This window comes from Vibrio sp. S/42/10 (assembly GCF_029890535.1).
Taxonomy (GTDB): Bacteria; Pseudomonadota; Gammaproteobacteria; order Enterobacterales; family Vibrionaceae; genus Vibrio; species Vibrio cyclitrophicus.
This window is the reverse complement of the sequence record NZ_JAKMZC010000005.1, coordinates 254,660-279,859: the sequence shown is the minus strand read 5'-3', so window position 1 is coordinate 279,859 and position 25,200 is coordinate 254,660. Positions and strand designations below refer to the sequence as shown.

20 protein-coding genes and 1 riboswitch are annotated in these 25,200 nt (G+C 43.7%); of the genes, 15 read left to right on the top strand and 5 right to left on the bottom strand.

Annotation, left to right across the window (positions count from 1 at the left end; all coding sequences use genetic code 11):
- Nucleotides 1-84 precede the first annotated feature (84 nt).
- Nucleotides 85-582, bottom strand: a complete 498-nt coding sequence (locus L8S15_RS08455; RefSeq protein WP_010429233.1) for a fasciclin domain-containing protein — start codon at nt 580-582, stop codon at nt 85-87.
- A 202-nt stretch (nt 583-784) separates the two neighbouring features.
- On the opposite strand from L8S15_RS08455, the gene L8S15_RS08450 reads away from it, so the two are divergent.
- From L8S15_RS08450 to L8S15_RS08435, 4 genes are all read left to right on the top strand, one after another.
- Nucleotides 785-1,768: a DUF2860 family protein gene (locus L8S15_RS08450; RefSeq protein ID WP_280572597.1), complete on the top strand. Its 984-nt coding sequence runs from the start codon at nt 785-787 to the stop codon at nt 1,766-1,768.
- Nucleotides 1,769-1,930: 162 nt separating this feature from the next.
- Nucleotides 1,931-2,425 carry a GNAT family N-acetyltransferase gene (locus tag L8S15_RS08445; protein WP_280572595.1) on the top strand — a complete coding sequence of 165 codons (495 nt, stop codon included), beginning with the start codon at nt 1,931-1,933 and terminating at the stop codon, nt 2,423-2,425.
- Between the two features lie 83 nt (nt 2,426-2,508).
- Nucleotides 2,509-2,608, top strand: a riboswitch (purine riboswitch).
- A gap of 88 nt (nt 2,609-2,696) precedes the next feature.
- A complete protein-coding gene (locus tag L8S15_RS08440; RefSeq protein WP_016797973.1) occupies nt 2,697-3,695 on the top strand; it encodes an adenosine deaminase in 999 nt (332 codons plus the stop codon).
- Between the two features lie 403 nt (nt 3,696-4,098).
- A complete protein-coding gene (locus L8S15_RS08435; protein WP_280572592.1) occupies nt 4,099-4,818 on the top strand; it encodes a Crp/Fnr family transcriptional regulator in 720 nt (239 codons plus the stop codon).
- Nucleotides 4,819-5,231: 413 nt separating this feature from the next.
- Here L8S15_RS08435 and L8S15_RS08430 read toward each other — a convergent pair whose 3' ends face one another.
- Together L8S15_RS08430 and L8S15_RS08425 are read right to left on the bottom strand one after the other, a co-directional pair.
- Nucleotides 5,232-5,897 carry a DUF2057 family protein gene (locus L8S15_RS08430; protein WP_016766795.1) on the bottom strand — a complete coding sequence of 222 codons (666 nt, stop codon included), beginning with the start codon at nt 5,895-5,897 and terminating at the stop codon, nt 5,232-5,234.
- 288 nt (nt 5,898-6,185) lie between these two features.
- Nucleotides 6,186-7,748, bottom strand: a complete 1,563-nt coding sequence (locus L8S15_RS08425) for an arylsulfatase (RefSeq protein WP_010429253.1) — start codon at nt 7,746-7,748, stop codon at nt 6,186-6,188.
- Nucleotides 7,749-8,093: 345 nt separating this feature from the next.
- Between L8S15_RS08425 and L8S15_RS08420 the strand changes: the two genes are divergently transcribed.
- The 10 genes from L8S15_RS08420 to yegS all read left to right on the top strand — a co-directional run bounded on the left by L8S15_RS08420 (nt 8,094) and on the right by yegS (nt 20,952).
- A complete protein-coding gene (locus L8S15_RS08420) occupies nt 8,094-9,641 on the top strand; it encodes an arylsulfatase (protein ID WP_029203631.1) in 1,548 nt (515 codons plus the stop codon).
- A gap of 197 nt (nt 9,642-9,838) precedes the next feature.
- Nucleotides 9,839-12,235 carry a tetratricopeptide repeat protein gene (locus tag L8S15_RS08415; RefSeq protein ID WP_280572586.1) on the top strand — a complete coding sequence of 799 codons (2,397 nt, stop codon included), beginning with the start codon at nt 9,839-9,841 and terminating at the stop codon, nt 12,233-12,235.
- A gap of 166 nt (nt 12,236-12,401) precedes the next feature.
- Complete coding sequence (locus L8S15_RS08410) at nt 12,402-13,385, top strand: MoxR family ATPase (protein ID WP_102313305.1); 984 nt, start codon at nt 12,402-12,404, stop codon at nt 13,383-13,385.
- 12 nt (nt 13,386-13,397) lie between these two features.
- Nucleotides 13,398-14,360: a DUF58 domain-containing protein gene (locus tag L8S15_RS08405; RefSeq protein ID WP_102313304.1), complete on the top strand. Its 963-nt coding sequence runs from the start codon at nt 13,398-13,400 to the stop codon at nt 14,358-14,360.
- Nucleotides 14,361-14,903 carry a DUF4381 domain-containing protein gene (locus L8S15_RS08400; RefSeq protein ID WP_102313303.1) on the top strand — a complete coding sequence of 181 codons (543 nt, stop codon included), beginning with the start codon at nt 14,361-14,363 and terminating at the stop codon, nt 14,901-14,903. It begins immediately after the preceding gene.
- On the top strand, nt 14,896-15,975 hold the full coding sequence (locus L8S15_RS08395) for a VWA domain-containing protein (RefSeq protein ID WP_010429266.1): 1,080 nt from the start codon (nt 14,896-14,898) through the stop codon (nt 15,973-15,975). The genes L8S15_RS08400 and L8S15_RS08395 overlap by 8 nt, the downstream gene beginning before the upstream one ends.
- The gene (locus L8S15_RS08390; RefSeq protein ID WP_102313302.1) at nt 15,968-17,692 is read left to right on the top strand and encodes a VWA domain-containing protein; all 1,725 of its coding nucleotides are present in this window, start codon (nt 15,968-15,970) and stop codon (nt 17,690-17,692) included. The genes L8S15_RS08395 and L8S15_RS08390 overlap by 8 nt, the downstream gene beginning before the upstream one ends.
- On the top strand, nt 17,689-19,041 hold the full coding sequence (locus L8S15_RS08385) for a BatD family protein (protein ID WP_102313301.1): 1,353 nt from the start codon (nt 17,689-17,691) through the stop codon (nt 19,039-19,041). The genes L8S15_RS08390 and L8S15_RS08385 overlap by 4 nt, the downstream gene beginning before the upstream one ends.
- 78 nt (nt 19,042-19,119) lie before the next feature.
- Nucleotides 19,120-20,025, top strand: coding sequence for a LysR family transcriptional regulator (locus tag L8S15_RS08380; protein WP_010429270.1), 906 nt, complete (start codon nt 19,120-19,122; stop codon nt 20,023-20,025).
- 18 nt (nt 20,026-20,043) lie between these two features.
- Complete coding sequence (gene yegS, locus L8S15_RS08375) at nt 20,044-20,952, top strand: lipid kinase YegS (protein WP_010429272.1); 909 nt, start codon at nt 20,044-20,046, stop codon at nt 20,950-20,952.
- A gap of 168 nt (nt 20,953-21,120) precedes the next feature.
- On the opposite strand, the gene L8S15_RS08370 is transcribed toward yegS, so the two are convergent.
- Both L8S15_RS08370 and L8S15_RS08365 read right to left on the bottom strand, forming a co-directional pair.
- Nucleotides 21,121-22,803, bottom strand: coding sequence for an alkaline phosphatase family protein (locus L8S15_RS08370; RefSeq protein WP_280572573.1), 1,683 nt, complete (start codon nt 22,801-22,803; stop codon nt 21,121-21,123).
- 106 nt (nt 22,804-22,909) lie between these two features.
- Nucleotides 22,910-23,698, bottom strand: a complete 789-nt coding sequence (locus L8S15_RS08365) for an SUMF1/EgtB/PvdO family nonheme iron enzyme (protein ID WP_016768812.1) — start codon at nt 23,696-23,698, stop codon at nt 22,910-22,912.
- A 137-nt stretch (nt 23,699-23,835) separates the two neighbouring features.
- Between L8S15_RS08365 and L8S15_RS08360 the strand changes: the two genes are divergently transcribed.
- Nucleotides 23,836-25,167 carry an anaerobic sulfatase maturase gene (locus L8S15_RS08360; RefSeq protein ID WP_280572570.1) on the top strand — a complete coding sequence of 444 codons (1,332 nt, stop codon included), beginning with the start codon at nt 23,836-23,838 and terminating at the stop codon, nt 25,165-25,167.
- Nucleotides 25,168-25,200 lie beyond the last annotated feature (33 nt).

The window sequence follows — 25,200 nt, the reverse complement described above, 5'->3', positions numbered from 1 at the left end:
TTGAAACAGGCAAATAAAAGGGTGTGAACTTGTCACACCCTAAACAAAATTCAATTTGAATTTGTTAAAAGAATTTCAACTGCACTATTTAGGAAGTAATACAGTATCAATTACATGGATAACACCGTTGCTTGCCTTGACGTCGGCTGTAATTACTTTAGCGTTGTTAATCATAACAGTGCCATCACTGACACTGACCATAACAGCTTGTCCTTGAACCGTATCAGCACTGTCTATTTTTATCACATCGGCAGCCATCACTTTCCCCGCGACTACGTGATAGGTCAGTACTGCAACCAACTTATCTTTATTTTCTGGCATCAGGAGCATATCAACTGTTCCTTCAGGAAGTGCCGCGAACGCCTCATCTGTGGGTGCAAATACAGTAAAGGGGCCATCACCTTTCAAAGTTTCCACTAAACCTGCTGCTTTTACTGCCGCCACTAAAGTGTTGAATGAACCGTTTTCAGCCGCTACGTCCACGATGTCTTTCTTCATTCCGTGGTGATTAGCGTGAGCAAATGTGGTGAAAAGGAGTGTTGCAACTAGTACTGACAGAGTCTTGCTTAATTTATTAAACATATTTTAGTCCTTTGAGTTTATCTGTTATTTCCGAGATGTATTACGAGAGCTCAAAAGCGATAGATCAATTTATTGCACGTTTAAGTGGCTTATTTAGATTGGTAGCGCCATCAAACACATAATTTCGCTGGCTAAATAATTGTTATAATTCCATTTTATTACTTATAGTTAATTGGTGATTATTCAATTAACGGATGTGAATATGAGGTTATTTTTACCAGTCGTGTTTACGGCATTTGCTTCGACGCCTGCATATAGTGGACTTGCTCCAAGCGATGGTTTCAGCGGAAACTTTAGTATTTTGGCTGGTTCTTATTCAGATAGCAGTAACCTGAGTACCGAGCAAGATTCTATTCAAGCAAACAACACGAAAGAAGGGAGTAGTGAAAACCAGGGGCTTCTCGGCTTTCTCGGAACGGTTCAATACACCTTTGGGGAATCGTTGAACCACCAAGTTTATACGGGAACTACTCGAGAGGATATTGCGACAGGTACAATAGCGTTTGAGATTGGTTATCGACATCAGTTCTCTGGTGGCACCATTATCGACTTCTCGGTGCTCCCTACGTTTATCTCGGGTAAAGCTTGGGCTGATCCGTACGCGGTTGGCGTTAATCGAAACGAAACGGACGTAAAAGGTAATGTGGGACGACTGCAATTGACGAGCGTTGGAGGCACCGGTTTTCAAGCGGATCTTGCAATTGGTGAATCTGATGTTGACGATGAACTGTCGGGAACTCAAAACTTATCTGCCCAAGACGCAGCCTTGTTAGATAGGGAAAGAACCTATTTGTACGCAAAGGCCGGATACCGCTTTATATTGCCGGACCAAGTTGGGTTACTAGTCCCTTCTATGGTTTACTTTAGTTCAGATGCGAAAGGAGACGCGATCAGTTTTGATAGCTACGGCGTAGAACTTAATTACGCAAAAAGAATGGGTCGTCATGGTTTCGTCGTCACGTTAGACGCACATGATCGTCAGTACGATGAAGTAAACCCTCTTTATGGAAAAATGCGTAAAGAGAATGAATACGGTGCTTTTTTAGCTTACGAGTTGAGTGGTTTTATGGGATATGATGGTTGGTCGTTTATTACGTTACTTGGCCTAAGAACCATTGACTCTAACATCGACTTTTACAATTCTGAACAAGTGTTAGCGAGTGTTGGTATCGACTACAAATTTTAACGGTCATACCTAACCAAAAGTCAGCCAAACTAGCGTTAAGATTTAACTTTATTATTTGTTCAGTTATTTTTAGCACTTATCATATTTAAGGTTGTAGGTGCTTATCGCTATCCGTAATATAAAAATCAGCGAGAATATAGGATCAGATAACAAGGAAGCGCTTTGGAAATACAAATTAGACACCTCGAATTAACAGATTACCAAGATATTTTTGATATTTATCGTCACCCTTCAGTCTCTGAGAATACATCACAGAAGCCTTTTCTTAGTTCTGATCAAGTTGAGAGATTGTTTGGGCATTCTGACCATTTTACTTTGGTTGCTGAAGTGTCCGGAAAAGTCGTGGGCCACATCACTTTATTCATGACCACCAAAGTGAGAGACAGACATTGTGCAGGCCTTGCGATAGCGGTCAATCCGGATATGCAAGGCAAAGGGGTCGGCAAGGTCTTAATGCAAGAAGCGATCAATCAGGCCGATAATTGGCTTAACCTCGTTCGACTTGAATTAGAAGTTCATGCCGATAATCACGGTGCGACTACTTTATATGAAAGCGTTGGTTTTCAATTAGAAGGAACCAAAAAGCTTAGTACATTCAAAGGTGGGAAATACGTTGAAATGCTTTTGATGTCGAGAATTAGGCATGATTATCGTTGATAGTGAGCTGGTGATTGGTTTTGTTCAAAGCGGTTTCATTCGGTTCGTCACTCGTTAAACCTTTTCATCGCAGCTTAATTTGGTATAGTAGCAATCGTTTGCTTCGTATAACCCCAATGATATGGTTTGGGGGTCTCTACCAGCTCCCGAAAAGTGCTGATTACGAAGGGTTTAGATCACAATTGTGTTCTTACTCTTTGTAATGGCGTTCAAAAATATCCTGTCTATTACTCAGAGTAAGTGCACACCTAAAATCCATAGTAGGTGGAATATGAACGCATTTATTCAAGGGCTTCCAAAAGTAGAGTTGCATTTACACATTGAAGGTTCACTCGAACCTGAATTACTGTTTAAACTCGCTCAACGTAATGGCATAGATTTGCCTTATTCATCTCCAGAGCAGTTAAGACTCGCATACGAATTTGATGATTTGCAGTCGTTTCTCGATATTTACTATCAAGGTGCTGATGCACTGCGCACAGAACAGGATTTCTACGATTTAACATGGGCTTACCTAGAACGCTCTATAGCTGACAATGTTATTCATACTGAAATTTTCTTTGATCCTCAAACTCATACCGATCGTGGAATTGCTTTTGATACTGTGATTAATGGTATTTATCGTGCGCTCAAACGTGGTCAGAAAGAATTAGGGATTACTTCTCAAATCATAGCTTGTTTCTTACGACATTTATCTGAAGAGAGCGCTATTCAAACGTTTGCTGATATTCTCAAGCACCAAGACAAAATTATTGGGGTTGGATTAGACTCCTCAGAACTCGGGCATCCGCCAGAGAAATTCAAACGCGTATTCGAACAAGCCAAACAAGCGGGCTTTCTAACAGTGGCTCATGCTGGTGAAGAAGGCCCCGCACAGAACATTGTCGACGCTATTGAAATGCTCAGTGTTAGCCGAGTAGACCATGGCGTGCAGTGCATGAGAGACGAAGCGTTAATATCGGAATTGATTAAGACTAAAATGCCGCTGACCGTGTGTCCATTGTCTAACATTAAACTACGAGTGTTTGATGTAATGGAAGACCACAATATTGTTGATCTACTAAGAAAGGGCGTTTCCGTTACGATTAATTCGGATGATCCTGCGTACTTTGGTGGTTATATGTCGGATAACTTTAACGCAGTAAACAATGCTCATACGCTTACACATAAAGAGTTGGCCCAGTTTAGCTTGAATGCAATTGACGCGAGCTTTATTGAAGAGTCGTTGAAACAGCAATATCGCGATGTCGTATTAGCCTATATTGCCTAGAATGATGTTAGCTAGTATCCAACGTTTCACTATTTGAATTGCCCAACGACTGGCAATGACTGGTCGTTTTATTTGGGCTGGCTTTGATGTTTCCAGAAACCACCAAATTGGTTCTTTAAAGGGGGGAGGATTAGTCAAACCGAGTACCTAGCAAATGGGCTGTTTAATCAAAGAAGTTCAATGGTCTGAGCATTATGACTCCATGACTGGAAATTCAGTCGCCTCTTAACGAGACAAATTGTTCACTTACAGCTTGTAAGCTACGCTATTATCTTAAAGTACTAAAAAATATAACTTTTTTGATAAATAATTGTTGGGTGTTAGCAGTATTAGACTACATTTAGAAAAGGTTCAGTGAGATGCGTTGCACTCATGCAGATATTGTTAGACAAGGAGTTAATCGTTGTTACACCCTAAAATAGGCGAACAAATACAGTGGCCATGTGATTTGTCACAAGATTTGATCCACAGCTTGCTCGAGATTGCGCTCTTCAAAACGGGTGTTCATAGCTTGGAGATTACGAAAAAATTCCAAAATTTACCGGGGGTCTTTTATATTCTTAAAGGCTCAGCGGGTATCTGCTTTTCAACTGAAAACATGAAAAGCTTGTCGGGTGGTGTGATAGGTAAAGGCGATTGGATCGGCGCTTTGACCATTCATGCGAACTACAATTTATTTGCTGTCGCAGAAGAAGTTGAGCCGATTACCATGGTATTTTTCCCCGCGGACAAGGTATTGGAGCTCGCTGAAAAGAAATGCATGGTCTTCAAATGGCTACTCCATTGTGGAGTTAAATCGCAATCTATCTGGATGCAGGCTTTCTTATCTTCCATCCATGAAAAAGAGCAAAAAACGATTTATGTCCTTTTAGAGCTCGCTGCTCGCCAGACAAATGTTACAGGGGCAAAGGTGAGTATCAATATTTCGCAAACCCAATTGAGTACCATTACTGGTATATCAAGGCCGAGGTTAAATGAGGTGTTAAAAAGTATCGAACAACAAGGTCTAGTGACGATACAAAGAGGTAAGGTGTCCATCTCAGATTTTGAAGGTTTGTACGAACGTATTTCACCAATGAATTTAATGATCCGCGACCCTATATCGACGATGAACGCATTATAATTAAAATACTTATTTCTCGAGAAAAGACTCAAATAGGCGGCTATTTGTGGCTAAATCCTCAACTTTTGTTCCTTTAGGAACATACATGAATCACGGAAATCGGTAACGTTAACTCAAGATTTATAAATTTAAAATTGAGTGAGTAGTACTGTTATGAAAATGGCTGTTTTGGAATACAAAGTGTATGGGGTCGGTGACTGGATTAGAACAACGATTTCGAGTCGTTGTGCCTATTTGTTGGCTGCTGAGTATAAAGGTTTGGGTTGGCCAGCTAAGGTGGATGGGAAATCGCAATAGATGAGGCTTAACCTATGAATTCGGAATAACCTTTCCCTTTCTTATGAAATAATCCTAGAGATAGAAAAGAAGCTGACTTGATGTCAGCTTCTTGCTTTAAAGTGAGCAGAATAAATCTATTTGTTCACGTAATCTTTGAATTTCTGCTTGGTTTCAGCATCGGCTTTCTCGTACCAGAAATACAGCATTTCTTCCGCAGTATTCGCCGCGTTCGCATCAATCTTTGCTGGTAGAGTGACAGGTTGTACAACCGCTGCTGTTGCAACTGCTGATGTACCCATAGTTAATGCAGCAATACCGCCTTTCTGGTTGTATTCTTTCGCTTCTTGAGGATATTTACGACCAATCTGCATTCCATCTTTGATTAGCTTATCTTGATTAACACTGATTACATTTTGGTTCTCATCAATCAGTTTCCAATCAAGGTTATTAAAGCCTTTTTTCGCTTCCGATACATTACGGAATTTAGGCATTTCAAACGTCAATGTAGTGTCTGCTGCATCAAAAGTTGCAATTATGACGTCGCTATCGACAAACTCACGATCGTTACCTTGACTAAAAGCAAGCTGATATTGGAAAACGATTTGGTTTACACCGTCTGGAACGGTTATTGTTTTGCTTGAAGAGAAAAAACCACCCTCAAGGTCAGGCTTAGCCTCGTTAACTGCTACGACGTCAACTAAGGCATCTGCGCTAGAAGGGATTTTAATGGTTACATCAGCCAATGCTGCGGGTGCAGCAACGATAGCTGAAAGTAGGGCTATACTTTGGATTGTCTTCATAATCACACAGTTGTTGTTATGGTTAGATGAATTACAATCGCATGCAAATGTATGTATTTCAAGTCATGTCATAGTGTTTTAAAAAAATTTGCGAAATCTTAACGCAACGGTCATATATCGAGATAACTAAAGACCAATGTGGGTAATTATCATCCAACAAACACGCTGAATCTCGATAAAGTCATTCGTCATATTATGGCAGATATATGCTTTATTTTTGAAACAAGAAAGCCGTAATAAATGTGATTTATCACGGCTTTGTTTACTTTCGTAGCGTTAGCTAATTGGTTACTTAGCTTGCGATGCAGCCGCTTCTAGTTGTTGAAGCTTACCCTGAAGCATGTAAACGTTCTGGTTGAAGTTACCAGGGTTCAATACTTGGCTTTGTTGCATTGGGTAGTCAGGTAGCGTGTTCATGAACTCTTGTACTTTGCCGCCTACTGGTACGAATAGCCACATGTTGTCTGCCATCCAGCGTAAGTACATGCCAGATTCGTGTGGTGCTTTCTCGAATGGGTCTGCACGTAGGTGAACAACTTGAGGCCAGTTCGTTTGGAAACGTACTGCATCAACAATGTTACCTTCTAGTACCGCAAATGAAATCTTGAAGTCATTCCAACGTACAGCGTTTAGCTCAGCGTTAGCAGAGAAGTAAAGCATGCTGTCGCGAGGGCCTTTCTCTTCTTTACCTTGGAAGTAAGGTAGGAAGTTGTACCCATCTAGGTGTACACGCCAGTTCTTACCGTTGTAAGTTGCACCTTTGTCAGACGCTAGCTTTTCAACCACTTTATCATCACCAGCTGCTGCTAGTAGAGTAGGAATCCAGTCTTGGTGACCCATGATGTCGTTGATCTTAGATCCCGGTTTGATTGTACCAGGCCAGCGAACGAGCTGAGGAACACGCATACCACCTTCGTAAGTTGTACCTTTCTCACCGTGGAAGTAAGTCGCACCACCATCAGGCCAAGATACAGTTTCTGCACCGTTATCTGTTGAGTAGATTACGATCGTATTGTCTGCGATCTTCAATTCATCAAGCTTATCTAGTAGTACGCCCACTTGGTCATCGTGCTCTAACATGCCATCAGCGTAAATGCTGATACCCGATGCGCCTTGGTATTTTTCTTGTAGACGAGTCCACACGTGCATACGTGTTGTGTTGTGCCAGATGAAAAATGGTTTGTCAGCTTTCACTGCCTTTTCCATGAACGCTAGAGATTCCTCTAGGAACTCTTCATCCGCATGCTCCATACGCTTACGCGTCATAGGACCAGTATCTTCAATTTTACCATCGGCAGTAGATTTGATTACACCACGAGGGCCAAAGTTTTTACGGAACTCAGGGTCTTTAGGGTAGTAGTATGTCTCTGGCTCTTCTTCCGCATTCAGGTGGTACAGGTTACCGAAGAACTGGTCAAAACCGTGGTTCGTTGGAAGGTGTTTGTCTTGGTCACCCATGTGGTTTTTGCCGAACTGAGCTGTCATGTAGCCTTGTTCTTTGAGGAGGTCTGCGATCGTTGGAGCCCAATCTGGGATACCGTGGTCTGAACCTGGCATACCGATAGTCAATAGACCAGTACGGAAAGGTTCTTGGCCTGTTAGGAATGCAGCACGACCAGCAGTACACGATTGTTGACCGTAGTGGTCAGTAAATAGTGCGCCTTCGTTAGCAATACGGTCAATGTTAGGGGTTTCGTACCCCATCATTCCGTTGTTGTATGCACTGATGTTGAACACACCAATGTCATCTCCCCAGATAGCAAGAATGTTAGGCTTTTCTGCTGCGGTTGCTGCTGAAGAAGCTGCTAATAAGCCAACACCTAATGCCAGTTTATTAATTTTAGTACCCATAAGGACTCCGATTCACTTTTAAGATTAATGCGTTAGAGCAACACATCGTTGGGCAAACATTAATCTCAAAAACTGATGGTGTCTTTTTATAGTGGTTATAACCAATTGTTATGAAGCAGATCTAACTTTATGATTCAATTTGGTTTTATATGCTTACCTCGATTTATCTTCGAATATTATGCGTGATCTTCGTCATGTTTTTCTACGTCATTTTATCGCGTGTTTACGCATACTGTTCGTTATGAAAATGATAAAAATATTAATAGTTTAACCAAGGTCGCGAGAGTTAAAAAAATGGACTATATGTTGTAAGGCAGGATGCAAATAACTAACGAAGAGGTTTCTATGACAGCGAAATATAGCGTTAAACGTCGTTTAGCGATTTTGGGTACGGCGATGATGGCGGCTTCCACCACCACATTCGCAGCAGAAAAACCGAATATTCTCGTGATTTGGGGGGACGATATTGGGCAATCTAATGTCAGCGCATATACCTTTGGTTTAATGGGTTACAAAACTCCGAATATCGATAGTATCGCTAAAGAAGGCATGATGTTCACAGATTACTATGCCGAGCAATCTTGTACAGCTGGTCGCTCTACGTTCATTACTGGTCAAAGTGTATTAAGAACAGGTTTGAGTAAAGTAGGCTTACCAGGTGCAGACATTGGCCTTCAAGCAGAAGACGCGACAATCGCAGAAATGTTGAAACCTATGGGTTACATGACGGGTCAATTTGGTAAAAACCACCTTGGCGATAAAGATGAATTCCTTCCAACAGCACACGGTTTTGATGAATTTTTTGGTAACCTTTATCACCTAAATGCTGAAGAAGAGCCAGAAAATGAAGATTACCCAACCGATCCAGAATTTCGTAAGAAGTTTGGCCCTCGTGGTGTAATCAAATCTTTCGCTGACGGTAAGATTGAAGACACCGGCCCACTAACGCGTAAGCGTATGGAGACTGTCGATGAAGAAACGCTCGATGCAGCGCTTGATTTTATGGACCGTGCGGTGAAAGCCGATAAACCATTCTTCGTTTGGTGGAATGCAACGCGTATGCACTTTAGAACACACGTCAAAGCTGATAGCAAAGGTGTGACAGGGGTAGGTAACTATGCTGACGGCATGGTAGAGCACGATAGACATGTAGGTCAGTTATTGAAACAAGTGGATGATCTGGGTATCAAAGACAACACCATTGTTTTTTATTCAACGGATAACGGCCCACACATGAACTCTTGGCCTGATGCGGGTACAACACCGTTCCGTGGTGAGAAAAACACCAACTGGGAAGGTGCATATCGTGTACCTGCAATGGTTCGTTGGCCAGGTAAGATTGAACCAGGTACGGTTTCTAATGAAATTATGCATCACATGGACTGGATGCCGACCTTTGTTGCAGCTGCCGGCGATGATCAAATCAAAGAGAAACTTCTGAAAGGTCACACTGCGGGTGATAAAACATTTAAGGTTCATTTAGATGGTTACAACTTCCTTCCTTACCTAACAGGTGAAGAAGAAAAAGGTCGCCGTTCTGAAGTTTTCTACTTTACTGATGATGGTGATTTGGCCGCGCTTCGTTATAACCAATGGAAAGCGGTGTTCATGGAGCAGCGTGCAACGGGCACTATGCAGATTTGGTCAGAACCGTTTGTGACGTTACGTTTACCTAAGTTATTTAACCTACGCATGGACCCATATGAAAATGCAGATATCACATCGAATACCTATTATGACTGGTTGTTAGACCATGCATATATGTTCGTTCCTGCACAAGCGTATGTTGGTGAGTTCTTAGAAACGTTTGCCGAGTACCCACCACGCCAAAAAGCGGCAAGCTTTAGCTTGGATCAGGTAATGGAGAAACTGCAAGAGAACCATAACAAGTAACTCTTATTACAAAAGTAAATATTCACAAGCGAAAATTTATGATTGAAAGAGCTCTCCGGAGCTCTTTTTTTATAGGCACTTAACCGATGTAAATACAAATCACAAGTATTCGATACCCGAGACACTAATTAATTGTATTTTAGGTGTTTTTACGTCTATCTTATTAAGCATAAGGATGTATAAAAACAAGGAATGTTATGTCTGCATGGTTGTGCTCACTAGTGAACGGATTGAAACACCAGAGAGTTGCAGTATTATCCGGAATGTTGTCGTTATTTATGTTGTTGATAGTCAGTCTTAATGTCTATGCCAGTGAGCTAATTTCGTCAGTTGGCTCAGCAGCTACAGGTTCAGAGGCAGCGCCTTTCAGTTCTCAGGCTACATATATAGGCTCTGATGCTTGTGTTGATTGCCACAGCGCAGAAGTGGAAGCATGGCAAGGTTCTCATCATGATATGGCAATGAAGCACGCTACTGACGAGTCGGTATTGGGCGACTTCAATAATCAAACCGTTACCCACAAAGGGAAACCCAATCGCTTTTTTCGCAAAGGTGGTGAGTTCTGGGTAAATATCGAAGGGCTAGACGGCCAATTCAAAGATTACAAAATCAGCTATACCTTTGCCTTTGAACCTCTACAACAGTACATGGTTGAATTTGAGGATGGTCGCGTGCAATTGATTCCTTTTGCTTGGGACTCAAGAGAAAAGGCACAAGGCGGTCAGCGTTGGTTTCACCTCTACCCAGATACCACCAACAATGATGAATTCTACTGGACCAATAGTGGTCAGAACTGGAACTTCATGTGTGCTGACTGCCATTCAACAAACCTAGAAAAGAACTACGACAGCGCAAGTAATACTTACAACACCACTTGGTCTGAGATTAATGTCGGTTGTGAAGCGTGTCATGGGCCAGCGAGTGAGCATGTTGAACAAGCTCAGCGAACAAATAACAAGCAAGCCACAGCCAAAGGTGGAAAAGATGCCCAGATTTCGGCGCATTATGGTTTTGATCGTGACTTGTCGAGGTCGGTGAAAGAGTGGATCTATCAAGAGGGCAACTCAACCCTGCAACCAAAAGACATCATCCATACCAATCAAGTTCAAACCTGTGCTCAGTGCCACAGCCGACGCACTCAGTTGAATGAAACAGGCGACCATGTTAACGGTTCATTTTTTGATAAGTATCGTCTGAGCTTGATTACCCCTGAGCTTTACCATAACGATGGTCAAATCTACGATGAAGATTACGTTTACGGATCTTTTTTACAATCAGTGATGGCAGAGAAAGGTGTCACTTGTACTAACTGCCACGATCCCCATACTGCAGAACTGAAAATTGCCGAAGAAGCCGTATGTGGTCAATGTCACATTGCATCTGAATACGCGCCTGAAAAGCACACATTCCACGAAGCCAATACCGAAGCTTCACAATGTACGACTTGTCACATGCCAGAGACGACTTTCATGGAGGTCGATCCAAGGCGTGACCACAGTTGGCATATCCCGCGTCCTGATATTAGCCAACACATTAAAACACCAAACGTGTGTACCAGTTGTCATGAAGATCAAACTGACCAGTGGGCCGATAAGCAAATTGGTGAGTTGTTCCCAGATTCTAAGTATCGTAATCAGCAGCATTTTGCTGTTGCCTTTTATGCTGACTCAATTGGACATAGTGGGGCTGAAGATGCCTTGGCGTATTCGGCTCAGGATTCCAGCTTAAGCAATATTATTAGAGCATCGAGCCTAGAGCGTTTGGGTGGTAACACGGGCAAAAATACACTTATCTCATTGGCAAGAGCGGTGAAACATGACGATGAAATGATTCGATTGGGTGTTGTTCAAGGCTCATCTGGTTTTCCATTTACTGACCGTTGGCAGATTCTAGAGCCGCTATTGAAAGACCCTGTATTGTCGATTCGTTCAGAAACCGCAGGTGCATTAGTGCGTTACTGGGGAGAAATGAATCCTCTGCAGAAAGATCAAATCAAGCCAGCATTAGAAGAGTACATCGAGATACAACGCTTCAATGCTGACAGAGGTTTTGGTCGTACTAATTTAGGTAACGTTTATCGAGATCTAGGGCAGTATCAAAAAGCGATGGAGCTCTATCAAGGCGCTATCGAAATTGAACCTTACTTCGAAAACAGCTACGCCAACTTGGCCGACTTGTATCGTGCACTTGGTGACGAACCAAAGGCATTAGCGATATTGAAACAAGGTATTCAAGCGCAACCAAAATCGAGTGTGTTGCCATACAGCGCAGGCTTATCTTTGCTTCGTGTGAAAGATTACGACAAAGCAACCGACTACCTAAAACAAGCGGCAGAAACAGCAAAAACCGACCCACAATATTGGTATGTGTACGGCTTGGCTTTAGAGAAGTCTGATGTACTTGCTGCGAGTAAGTCATTGAATAAGGCTTACCAATTTAGCCGTAACCCACAACATTTGTACGCACAGTGTGAGATTTTGGCTCGAAATTACCAGAAACCAGGCGTAGTAAAAGCGTTTGAACAATGTATTTCGTCATTGAGTAAGGTGGCACCACCGGAAGCCATTAACCAATTGAGAGCACTTAGTAAGTAAATAGCGATGAGCCAGTAGAAAGCTTAGCTGAAATAAAGGGTTAGCAAAAACTTGTCTATGGCACGCATAAATTATGGTGCTTATAACTAATTATCACGTTTATAACTAATAGTTATAGGGCTTGTGAGTAGGATGTTCACAGCCAGATTGAATTAAGGGAAGATCTATGAACCATGCGCAACAAGCAATAAACCAACTGATTGAACAGACAGAAAAAAGTGTCATCGGTCAGAGTCACGTCATACGTGCTCTAGTGATCGGGTTATTGACCAATGGCCATGTGCTTCTAGAGGGCCTTCCCGGTACCGCGAAAACTCGTTCAGTGAAGTCGTTGGCGAACTTACTGAATACAAGCTTTGGTCGAATTCAGTTTACGCCTGATCTGCTGCCATCAGACGTAACGGGTACGGAAGTGTACCAAGAGCTAGAGGGTAAACCTCAACTGCATTTCCAGCCGGGACCTATATTCAATAGCATTGTTTTAGCCGATGAAGTTAACCGTGCGCCGGCTAAGGTACAAGCGGCTCTACTTGAAGCGATGGCGGAGGGGACGATTACTATAGGTGGTCAAACTCATATTCTGCCAGATTTATTCATGGTTCTAGCGACTCAAAACCCAGTTGAGCAAGAAGGTACGTATCCGCTTCCAGAAGCGCAAATGGACCGTTTCATTATGAAGGTGACGGTCGACTACCCAGAAGACGAAGCGGAGCGTGACATCATCCGACTTGTTCGCAGCGAAGAGTTAGGCAGTGAGACGAGTTCAGAATTAGTCACACCACAGCATATTGAACCTGAATTGGTACTTGAAGCTCGTCGCCAACTTCCAGACATTGCAGTTTCCGATTTAGTTGAGAGCTACATCGTGGCTTTGGTAATGGCAACGCGAAAACCTGAGCGTTATCCAGAATCAGACTTATCGAAATGGATTGAAATTGGTTCAAGCCCTCGTGCATCTATTTCATTGGATAAATGCGCTCGCGCTTATGCGTGGTTGCAAGGGCGTGACCACGTCACGTTAGATGATGTGCGTGCCATGTTGCCGACCGTATTAGGCCACCGATTCTCGTTGTCTTATGACGCATTGGCCGATGGCGTTGATCATCAAAGAGTAGTTGAAGAACTGCTTGATAATGTTGAGATCGGATAACTAGGGGGCGTCATGGCGAAGCCAACACAAGCTCCCAAACCTCAAGGCCTTGATCCACGATTGTACTGTGACTATTCAAGGCTAGTGCGAATTCAGGCTCAAGCTGAGTCGTTTTCTCTGTTGCCTCATCTTAAGGCGGGCAGTGTACTGTCGGGGAGACATAATTCTCTGTTCCGTGGCCGTGGTCTGAACTTCGAGGAGCTGCGACACTACCAACTCGGTGATGATATTCGTAACCTGGATTGGAAAGTCACGATGCGAACAGGTAAACCCCATGTTCGTAGTTACACCGAAGAAAAGGACCGCAATGTGATGATCTGCGTCGATCAGCGCAGTTCGATGTTCTTTGCCTCTCAAGACACCATGAAATCCGTTGTTGCTGCCGAAGTGGCTGCGTTATGCGGGTGGCGAGTGCTTAAAGATGGTGACCGTGTCGGTTTTGTTTTAGCCTCACACCAAAAGCTATTTCACACCAAAGCACAGCGCTCACAGTCTGATTTACTGGCGCAACTCAAGCATTTATCAAAAGCAAATCAAAGCTTAGGAGTGAATGTCAGCGACAGCGATGGTGTTGGGTTTAGTCAGTGGATTGAACTGATAAAACGAATGAGATTAAAGCAGTCGACCTTAATATTTATTAGTGATTGGCGAGATTGCCAAGAGCAACATCTTGATCGACTTAAGCAAATGCAACAACACAACGATATCTTAGCCATTATGGTGACCGATCCATTGGAACAATCTTTGCCTCAAGATCTTGCGAATGCTAACTGGGTCGTAGGTGATGGTCGTTTTCAACTCAATCTTGATAGCCAATCAAAGGTTAACCTTGCGAGTGAAAGCCTGTCCCAAAAAGCAGCACTCCAAAAACAATCACTGGCCAAATTAATGGCGATGAAAAACCTCCCTTATATAGAACTAGATACATCTGGTACTCACATATCTAAGCTTCAAAAGCTGGTGGGGGGACGCTAAATGTCTGTTGAACATACAGTTCCTAGCACTTATATCTTACGAGACCTACACGATGTAGCGATTCCTGAAAGCATAAGCTGGGCTCCCCAAACAATTGGTTGGAAGATCTTAGGTGTGATCTTGTTATTGGCCACTCTTTATCTGACATACCGTTTGGTATTGAGGTGGTGGAAGAATCGTTACCGTAAAGAGGCCATCAAAGAATTGATGTTGTTAGATGCTCGTGACAAAAGCTCTACCGAGCGCACATTTAAAGTGCTCAAAGTGGTGCTTCGTTACCTAGACAGCAGTAATGCAAAATTGTTTGGTCAAGCCTACGTGAGTCGCTTGAATGCTTATCTGCCAGTTGACGCTAACACCAATACAAGCAGCAGTGCACTTTTTTCTGATGAAGTCTCGGAGTTATGGATGCAAAGCCTAGTAGACCCTAAGGTGCGTTTGAGCTTTGAACAGCGTTTAGAGGTCATTCAAACCGCAATGACTTGGTTAAAACTTCATAAGCCGGAGATACAAACGACGACTGGGGGACAAGGTAATGTTTGATTCTTTATCCGCTAGTTTTGAATTCGTTCATCCATTATGGTTTATTGCATTACCTTTACCTTTGTTCGTCTATTTTGCAGTGCCAGCTTATCGAACTAAACAGATGGCTATCAAAGTGCCATTTTTTCGAGAGTTGGTCGAGGCTATTGGTGAAGCACCATCTGAAGGGGCAAGCCAGTTAACACCCAGTTGGTGGCAACGAACAACGCTCATTATTACTTGGGTATTGGTGGTCTGCGCGTTAGCCAAACCAACCGTCTTAGGCGAGCCGCAAGTTCGCGAGCAACTAGGCCGTGACGTGATGGTGGTGGTTGATTTATCTGGTTCAATGGCAGAGCAAGACTTTACCTCTAAGCATGGTGATAAAATCTCACGTTTGGACGCGACTAAAGAAGTGCTGGCTGATTTTGCGAAAACCCGAAAAGGTGACCGGCTCGGCTTGATCTTGTTTGGTGATGCTGCGTTTGTACAAACACCTTTTACGGCTGACCAAGAAGTATGGCTTGAACTACTTAATCAAACCGATGTTGCAATGGCAGGGCAAAGTACTCACTTAGGCGATGCAATTGGCTTGGCAATTAAGGTGTTTGAACAAAGCGAAAAGCAAAGTGCAGAAGTTCAAGATTCAAGTGTTGATGCCAACGAAAAAGAAAAGGTCGTGATCGTGCTAACCGATGGTAATGATACGGGAAGTTTTGTTGAGCCGATTGATGCCGCAAAAGTGGCCAAGGCGAAAGGCGTTCGTATTCATGTTATCGCCATGGGAGATCCGCAAACCGTTGGTGAAGTCGCTTTAGATATGGAAACCATCAAGCGCGTGGCTCAAGAGTCTGGCGGTGAAGCCTTTGAAGCGCTTAACCGCGACGAACTGACCAAAGCGTACGCTCAGATTGGTGAACTAGAGCCTCAGCTATATGAAAGTACCACTTATCGTCCTAAGCAAGGTTTGCATCATTATTTGATGGCGATGGTTGTTGTCATGTATTTGACGGCTTTCAGCGTTGCGACGATACGTCGAAGATCACCTTTGGCTTCTTCAACTGGAACTTTGAAAGGAGAGGATGATGCCTGATTCTCTCATGCTACAGCAGTTTTTTACCCAATTTCATTTTATTCGACCATTGTGGTTATTGGCCTTCATTCCGATGTTCTTCCTATTATTGATTCGTTGGAGAGAAGAAACTAAGCCAACGTGGAAAGACATTCTTCCAGTACACTTACGTGATGCGCTGACCATTGGAGAAACCGGCTGGCGCAAACAATTACCATTGAAATTATTGATGGTGATTGTGACGATCGCCATCATTATTTGTTCAGGCCCAACATGGCAACGTGAAGCTTCGCCTTTTGGTGAAGACAAAGCGTCAATGTTAGTGGTGCTCGATAACAGTGACTCCATGCTGGCTAAGGATTTACCACCGAGTCGCTTGGAACGCTCTAAACAGAAAATTAGAGACTTACTTGCAGCTCGCAAAGGTGGTAACACAGGTTTGGTTGTTTATGCTGGCAGTGCGCACGTCGCGATGCCAGTCACTCAAGACAGCAAGGTGTTTGAACCGTTTTTGGCGGCTATTACACCCGATATCATGCCGGTATCAGGTAAGTCAGCAGAAGAAGCGCTGCCACTTATCAATCAGCAATTGTCTGGTGAGCTAGGCTCGTCAGTGTTGTTGGTATCAGACGGTGTCAACCCAAGTACAACCCAAGCTTTCGAAGCCTTCTTTAACGACAACCCGTATCAGTTGCTCATCTTAGCCGCAGGGAACAGTAATGTAGTGAGCGATAACCCAGTTGACCTAGATTCATTGCGTAACTTAGCGAATAAAACGGGTGGGCGATTGGTTGAGGTGACGGTTGATGATTCTGATATCCAACAACTGAACCGTGCGGTTGAGAGAAACATGCAACTTAACGGTGAATCTTCAATGCCTTGGAAAGACATGGGATACGGTCTGCTGATTCCAATGGCTATTATCATGCTGTTGTGGTTTCGAAAAGGGTGGTTGGTGCAGTGGTGTGTCGTCGGCTTACTGGTTACTGGTTCGTTTTATTCTCCCCACTCGTTCGCAAAAACAGTCAGTTTAACGGCTGAGAAGCCTGTGATTACTGAATCTATTACTGTTTGGGAAAAAACAGCTCAATGGTGGTGGGATTTATGGCTCACTCCAGATCAACAAGGGCAGCGTTTATTGAACCAACAAGAATACCTTGAAGCCGCCAAGCATTTTAAAGACCCAATGAGAAAAGGTGCTGCTTACTATTACGCTCGCGATTTTAAATTGGCGCACAGCGCGTTCTTACAAATGAAAACCGATTATGGTTTGTATAATGCCGCAAGTGCTTTGGCTCGCCAACGTGAGTATCTTGCCGCGCGAGATCTCCTCAAATCTCTGAGTGAAAAGCCTGACCTTTCACCAGAATTAAGGCCTGACGTTGAGCATAACTTAGCGGTAATCGGCGGTATTGTCGAAGAAGTCAATCGCACCAGCGAAAGTCAATCTGGAACGACAGATGGTCCAGAGGAGTCGTTAGAGTTAGATGATGATCAGCCGCGAACGGGTGATGGCGCTGAAGAAGAAACTGTAGCGGAATTGATGCTCAAGGAAACGCTTAATGCCAATGAAATTTTGGGTAGCCAAGAGCTTGCCGACAAGTGGTTAAAACGAGTAGAAGCGGACCCTAAGTTCTTCTTGAAATCGAAATTCCAAATTCAGCTACGAGAACCTGCCCCTTCGAACGAACAGACGCCAAAACAGGAACAGGCATCAAAACAGGAGCAAACCCAATGAGTAGATATGACTTAGCTCTTGAAGCCATTCAATCAAAGAGAGTGCGATTCAGAACCCGTAAGTGGTTATTGCCTATTACTCTTATGTTGAGCTGCATTTTTTCCGCTGTTGCTCCGGCTGCCGATATCTTCGATCTACAAAAGAGTGGTGATGTTGAATTGATCGCTTGGATAGGCGAGAAACCGAAGCCTGGCTATAAAATAACGCCGACCAAAGTGAGCGTTAATGAGCAAGTGATTTTGAACATAGAGGTTGCGACACCTCGCTGGTTAACGGGCGGAACTCGAATTGGCGGCGTAGAAATTCCTAATGTGATTGCTAAGCAGCGTAACCAACTTGCGACGAATTACACGGAACGAGTGGATGGTACTACATGGTCACGTCAACGCTGGGAAGTGACGCTCTATCCAATGACATCGGGTGAGTTTGTCATTCCTAGGTTGCCTGTTCGTGTTCAAGTTTCCGCTCCTGACGGATCAAACGTTGGTGGCACGCTATACACGCAGCCAATTAAGTTCGAAGCCTCACTACCTTCTGGTTTACTAAGCGAACAATCGCCTTGGTTTTCTGCGACAGATGTGGATATTGATCAGAAATGGCAACGTTCAAGCGAAGAGTTGAAAGTGGGTGATGCCATTACTCGTACCGTGACAATAAAGGCGAAAGATAGCTTGTCTGTTTTGCTGCCGAATGTATTGACTAATGAAGCGACGCTGCAGTATCAAGCTTACCCACAACCCAATCGTTTAGATGATACACAAGAACGTGGTGATTACCGTTCAAGTCGAATTGAAGAAACGGTCTATGTGATTCAACAAGGTGGTGAGTTTACCTTGCCTGAATTTTCATTCCAGTGGTGGGACAGCAAAAATCAGCGTCTTGAAAGTGCTGTTATTGAAGGTCAGGTTTTTAAAGCGCGCCACACGCTAAAGTCGTTCTTAAAGGCCTACATAAACGTTGTTGTTTTTGCGGTTGCTGGTTTGGTTGTTCTTATTGGTTCTGTCTTCACCCTTAAGCGTTATTATCGCGACCGTCCAACACCAAGTTGGTTGGTATTACGTCGTTTACTTAAGCAAGGTAATGGGGCTGCATTAAGAACCTTTATCTATCGTCAATTGCGCATTGAAACCACTCAGTTAGAATTGGGTAAAGTGAGCACAGAGAAACGTTGGTTAGAAGATAGTGAATCCCTCCAACAAGGGCGTGAAGATAAAAGCGTATTTACTCGTTTGTGGAAAGGCATACGTAATTTTCCCGGTGACACATCAAACTCAAGCAATTCTCGTTCAATTTTCGACCGCTTGAAAATCCCTAAAGCCTTGCCTGACTTAAAAGATAGAACTAAGTAGCAAACTTTAGTCATTCGCATCGAACATAATCGGCAGGTTCTCTACTATGGAGAACCTGCTTCTTTAATATGGAACTGTATGAAAAGTACTGAACTCAATTTAATTCCTATATTTGTCGCGATCTATGAAGAGCAGAACTTGTCTAGGGCTGCGAATCGTATGAACATCAGCCAACCTGCAGTGAGTAAAGCGCTCGCTAGGCTTCGTGATATTTATGATGAGCCACTGTTTCACAGAACCACTTCAGGCGTTGAGCCGACGACATTTGCGATCGATATTTATCCAGCAATGGCCGCTGCATTAAAAAACTTCACTTCTACGCTATCGGCCTCGAGAGATTTTGATCCTAAAACATCAGGTCGCGTGTTTTCCATTGCTTGTGTATCACCCGCAAGCTACGAATTGATGCCAAGAGTTATGCAGTTGATCAGCCAAATCGCACCTGGTATTGCATTGGAAGTTCATCCTTTGTTTACGGAAGATTACGAATCCGATCTTAGGTTACAAAGACACGATGTGATCATAGATATGACGCCAAGGGGTAGAACCATGCTTAAGCATGAAGTTATTTCTACTGAGGAGCTTGTCGTCGTATGCCGCTCTGGCCACCCAGAGATTGGCGATACTATTGATATGGAGCAGTTTCTAGCGCTTGATCATGTAGTTGTTTCTAAATGGCACGCTCGAAAAAGCCTATTGAGTTCTGAACACTTTAGCGATTTGGAAAAGCGCAGGATTGTGTATCGAGCTGCTGGCGTGGTTGAGATGCTTCCTGTTATTGAAGGCTCTGACTATATTGGTGTGCTTCCTCTATCTTCAGTTCGTTGTTTTTCCGAGAAGTACGATGTGAAAACACTGCCTTTACCATTCGACTTAGAAAACCTTGATATGTGTATGATTTGGCACCCAAGTCGTACTAACGAGCCAAGCCACAAGTGGTTGCGATCTAAGCTCAAAGCCGCAGCAAAAGATATCTCTAGTTAGCTTATAAAGGACATAACCATGGAAAGTATCCGCGCTATTTTAAATGGAAAGAAGGCCAACATCCCTGAATTGAGGCAAGCCATTCTTGCAGTAAGAGACAGGGATATCGACCTACAAGTCAGAGTTACTTGGGAATCCGCGGATATGTTTCGTTTAGTGAGCGAGGCCATATGCGATCGTGTGAAGCGGTTGATTATCGCTGGTGGTGATGGAACGGTGAACGAAGCAGTCAATGCACTCAACCAATTCCGCGCTAGCGAAAGACCACAGCTTGCAATTATTCCAATGGGAACTGCGAACGACTTTGCTACCGCTACCGGCATCCCAAGCGATATACCTTCGGCATTCGATTTGGCAATAAAAGGTTCAGCTTACGCGGTCGATAGCGTGAGGGCGAACGACCGTTACTTTATGAACGTGGCTGCGGCAGGCTTTGGCGCTGAGGTGACGGCAGAAACCCCTATTGAATTAAAAGATTTTCTCGGTGGTGGGGCATATACGTTGACAGGTGTAGTTAAAGCGCTTGGTTTTAAACCTTACAGCGGTACTTTGACCATAGATAAAGGTACCTTTACCGGTGAAATTCTGGTTGGCGCTTTTTGTAATGGACGCTTAGCAGGTGGTGGACAAGAGTTAGCACCGAATGCGCTTATTGACGATGGTTTGATGGATTTGACGTTAGTAAAGTCGTTCGTCGCGACAGAATTACCGCAAGTGATTGAAGAATTAAAGAGCCCAGCTGAAGACGGGAAATATGTCGTGCATACGCAAGCTCGTTGGCTTGATATCGACTTTCCTCAAACTTTACCGATTAATTTAGACGGAGAACCGTATCGTTCAAATCAGATTCGATTTGAGGTTGTCCCATCAAGCATCAGTTTGGTGTTGCCTGAAAACAGCCTTTGTTTGAGCAAGAACCGAGCTTGAACAGCATGTAAGTTTAGTTAAGGTATTGATGTAGTCGATAAGGTTTAAGAGCAGAAAATTGGGGTAAAAAAGAGCCGTTTATCCGTTTCGACTGAATATGATAAACGGCTTTTTTATTGAGCGGGTATTGGATTCGAAATCTAGATGACGGAACCTCGGAGGTTTAGCCTATTCAGTGATCTCTTGTAACACTTCTCCAATTGATCCACTTGGCTGGGTTATGCCCATTTTATTCGAAAGTGTTGGCGCAATGTCGTATGGAGTGATTGCACGCGAAACCTTCTGAGCTTCAACGTCGTAGCCTGCAAAAATGACTGGGACGTGAGTATCGTACTTCCAAGGTGAGCCGTGCGTAGAGGCGATTTGAAGACCTTCCATGTCGTTAATGTAGCTACGAGGGGCAAATACCACATAAACATCACCTGAACGAGCGGGGTGGTAGTTGTTCTTGATGAGCTGCATGACATGCGTATCAGGTACTCGGTTGGCTGCAATATCACTACTTGATACGGCAAACGCAACGCCTTTTACTTTCGTAATCTCATCTGCGATGGCATTCTGCACTTTCGCTAGATCGACCTTTTCCTTGGCAATCACGTCGTGATCCAGATAAATGTAAGGTTGTGCATACAATCGAATGGCGTCTTTGTCCAAACCAAACTCACTCTTCAACCTCTTTTCTACGCCTTGAGATAGCAGGGTATCTTTATTGAAGTATTGTGCCTGTTGGAAACCAAGTGCATTTGCCGCAGGTGAAGATTCAGGAACACCATGATCGGCAGACAAGACAATTAATGTGTTCTTTAGGCCGACTTGGTTATCAACGGTCTTAAGAAGCTTGGCGATTGTTCTGTCTAAACGAATTAAATTGTCTTCGGTCTCTAAGCTTTCAGGACCATAAAGGTGAATCACATAGTCATTCGACGAGAAACTAACCGATAGGTAATCCGTCGCATCGCCTTGACCAAGCTTCTCTTGCATCAATAGTGTGCTAGCAAAGTTTTCTGTAATTTCATCACCAGCCGGACTTACGGTTAATGTTGTGCTGTAATATTTATAGCTCGCAGGTCCATAAGGGTGTGGGAAGGTACGTTCAAAATTACCTAACTTCACCTTGTGGTCAGTATTGTGTTCTTGAAGGGTGTATTTCTCACGTGGTAAAGAAAGTTCCCAACTTTGTTTAGAGTACTGGCTCGCAATGGCTTTCTCATTCCAACGTGATACCCAGTCTGGATATTCGTCGTAGTAATAGTTACTGGTAACAAATTCAGATTGTGCTTTCGAAAACCAAAACGCTTTGCCGCTATGCCCTGCGAGTGAGATGGCGCCGCGATCTTTTACTGATACGCCAAAGACTTTAGATTTTCCGCTATTGGAAATCATTAGTTCGTCACCAAACGTGGTAGCGAGTATCGGCTCTGGAGAACGGCCATCGCCTTGTGCTGTTTTCTGCGTCGGATCGATCTCGGTTGCTTTATCAACGCCCGCCCCTGAAGTTAGCATTTCATAGTTGCCATCTTCTACGTTATACACCAAACGCTCTTCACTGCGATCATACCAAACATTCCCCACCATGCCGTGCACACTTGGTGGAGCACCGGTTGCAAGCGACACATGACCAACAATGGTCTCTGTGTTGCCATGTTGGTAGTTCGCGTTGGTGTAGTAGGTACCATCATCCATCAAGTAACGAAATCCACCGTCACCGAAGTTGTGTTTATATCGTTCGATAAGGTCTGCGCGCAGGCCATCTACCGTAATTTGCAGGACCAGATCTGGCTTATCCGCCGCCGAAGCAGGGAAAGCACAGAGTAATGCGAGTGTAAGCCCAGATAGCTTGGTGTATTGCATAGAGTTTCCTTATTCAGTATTGCCGTAGCGACTTAACGTTTGGATAGTGAAAATTGTATTTTTAATCTTTTTGGTGAAGGTTATTGAGCCGTAACCGTTGGCATCGTTAGTTAGTATCTTTAACTAAACGTAAGCCCATGTCAGACATGGTAATTGACTGACTTGCAAAGTCTCGACGGTAACTTTCAGATTCATTTTCGTCATAAGCAAAGCTGCCACCACGAACTGATTTGTGTGATAAACCCACGTCACTGTGTTTCGCGTTGTTAGGATTGTCTGTTGGACCGAATCGGTAAAAGGTGTCGTCGAAGGCATCGATTACAAACTCACCCACATTGCCGGTCATATCATATAAGCCTAGTTCATTTGGCTTCTTTAGGCCGACAGGGTGTGCGCTATTTTTAGAATTTGCCGAGTACCACGCAACATCATCTAAGTTATTGGAACCACTGTAAGTATAGCCTTTACTTTTGTTGCCGCCTTTCGCTGCAAATTCCCATTCAGCTTCAGTAGGCAGACGGTATGCTTCGCCAGTGAGTTCGTTAAGCTGCTCAACGAAGTAGTTCGCCTGTTGCCAGCTTAGGTTGTTGACTGGAACCTGAGGGTTTTGGAAATAACTGAGAGATGAACCCATAACCGATTCGAACAATTCTTGAGTTACCTCAAACTTCGAAATGTAGAAACTATCTACAGTTATATTTCGAGCAGGTCGCTCTGCTTTAGTTGCTTCTGATCTGTCTGAACCCATGCTGAATGTCCCGCCTTCAACCAACACCATATCTTGGTCAACTTGTAGGGCGATTGGGTGTGTAGGCACGCTTGCACAGCCACTCAGTAAAATAGTCATGGTGACGCTGCTAATCGTTGCTAAATGTTTGTAATTAAAAAATTTCATCACGTGCCTCAAATGTTCGAAATAGGGTGTAATTCTAACGTTTAAGGTCATTCCTATTGGTTATAAAGGGTATAACATGCCACTGACTTAATTAGGAATTATGATAGGTCCAAGACACTAAGATAGGTAGGTAAATCATGCACATTACTCAAGGTCCACAATATAACGGTAAAGCGTCTAAGCGCTTGCATGTTATGGCTAAACCGATTGGCGCAGCGTGCAACATTGACTGTAAATATTGTTATTACCTAAGTAAGCAAGATTTGTTGGAGTACAAGAAAGGCAGCTCTCCAAGAATGGATGATGAGACGTTAGAAGCGTATATCCAACAATACATCGAAGGTCAAAACACACCTGAGATCATTTTCTCATGGCAGGGTGGTGAACCGACTATGCTGGGTCTAGCGTATTTTGAACGTGTGGTTGAACTTCAGAAAAAGCACCAACCTGAAGGTGTGCTGATTTCAAATGACCTACAAACTAATGGCACGCTGCTGAATGACGATTGGGGTCGATTCTTAGCAAAGAACAATTTCCTGATCGGTTTGAGTGTTGATGGCCCTGAGATGCTGCACAATGCGTATCGTGTCAACAGAGCAGGACGTGGCACATTTAAACAAGTGATGGCGGCTGCAGAGTTGCTGCACAAACATCAAGTCAAATTCGCAACCCTAACCTGTGTGAATAACCTCACCAGTCAAAATGCATTAGAAGTGTATCGCTTCCTACGTGATGTGGTGAAGTCTCCACAAATGCAGTTTATTCCTATCGTAGAACAAAAAACCTTTAGAACGGTTGCGCCACAAACGTCTCAAGTGAGTGAGCAACTTAAGCAAGGTGATAAGCGTCTGATCCCTGGTCATAAAGATTCGATCATGGAATCTTGGTGTGTGTCGGATTTGGCTTGGGGTAACTTCCTGATTGCTGTGTTTGACGAGTGGGCGAAGCACGACATCGGTAAGGTGTTCGTTCAGTATTTTGAAGCGAGCTTAGAAACGTGGATTGGTCGCCCGAACCCGCTTTGCACTTTGAACGAGATATGTGGCAAAGGCCTAGCGATGGAGCCTAACGGTGACGTGTTCTCGTGTGACCATTATGTATACCCAGAATACAAAATCGGCAACATCCACCACGACAAGCTTGATGACTTGGCGTATAGCGCGCCACAACAGAAATTTGGTTTCGCTAAATCACGCACATTGACCAGCCAATGTCAGCAATGTGACTACAAGTTTGCTTGTCACGGTGAATGTCCGAAAAACCGCTTTATCAAAACTCGTGCCGGTGAGCCGGGTCTGAACTACTTATGTGCGGGTTGGCACAAGTTCTTTTCTCATGTCGATAATTCGATGGCTTATATCGCTCGCGCGATGGGGCATCCAGTGGCTCATGGCAAATTCAGCGACTCAGTATTGATGGCGCATCGAGCAAAACAGGCGCAACAAGCTACGTTTGAGACGAAGTTTTAACTCGTTTTTTGGGTCAACAGATCCAATGCAAAT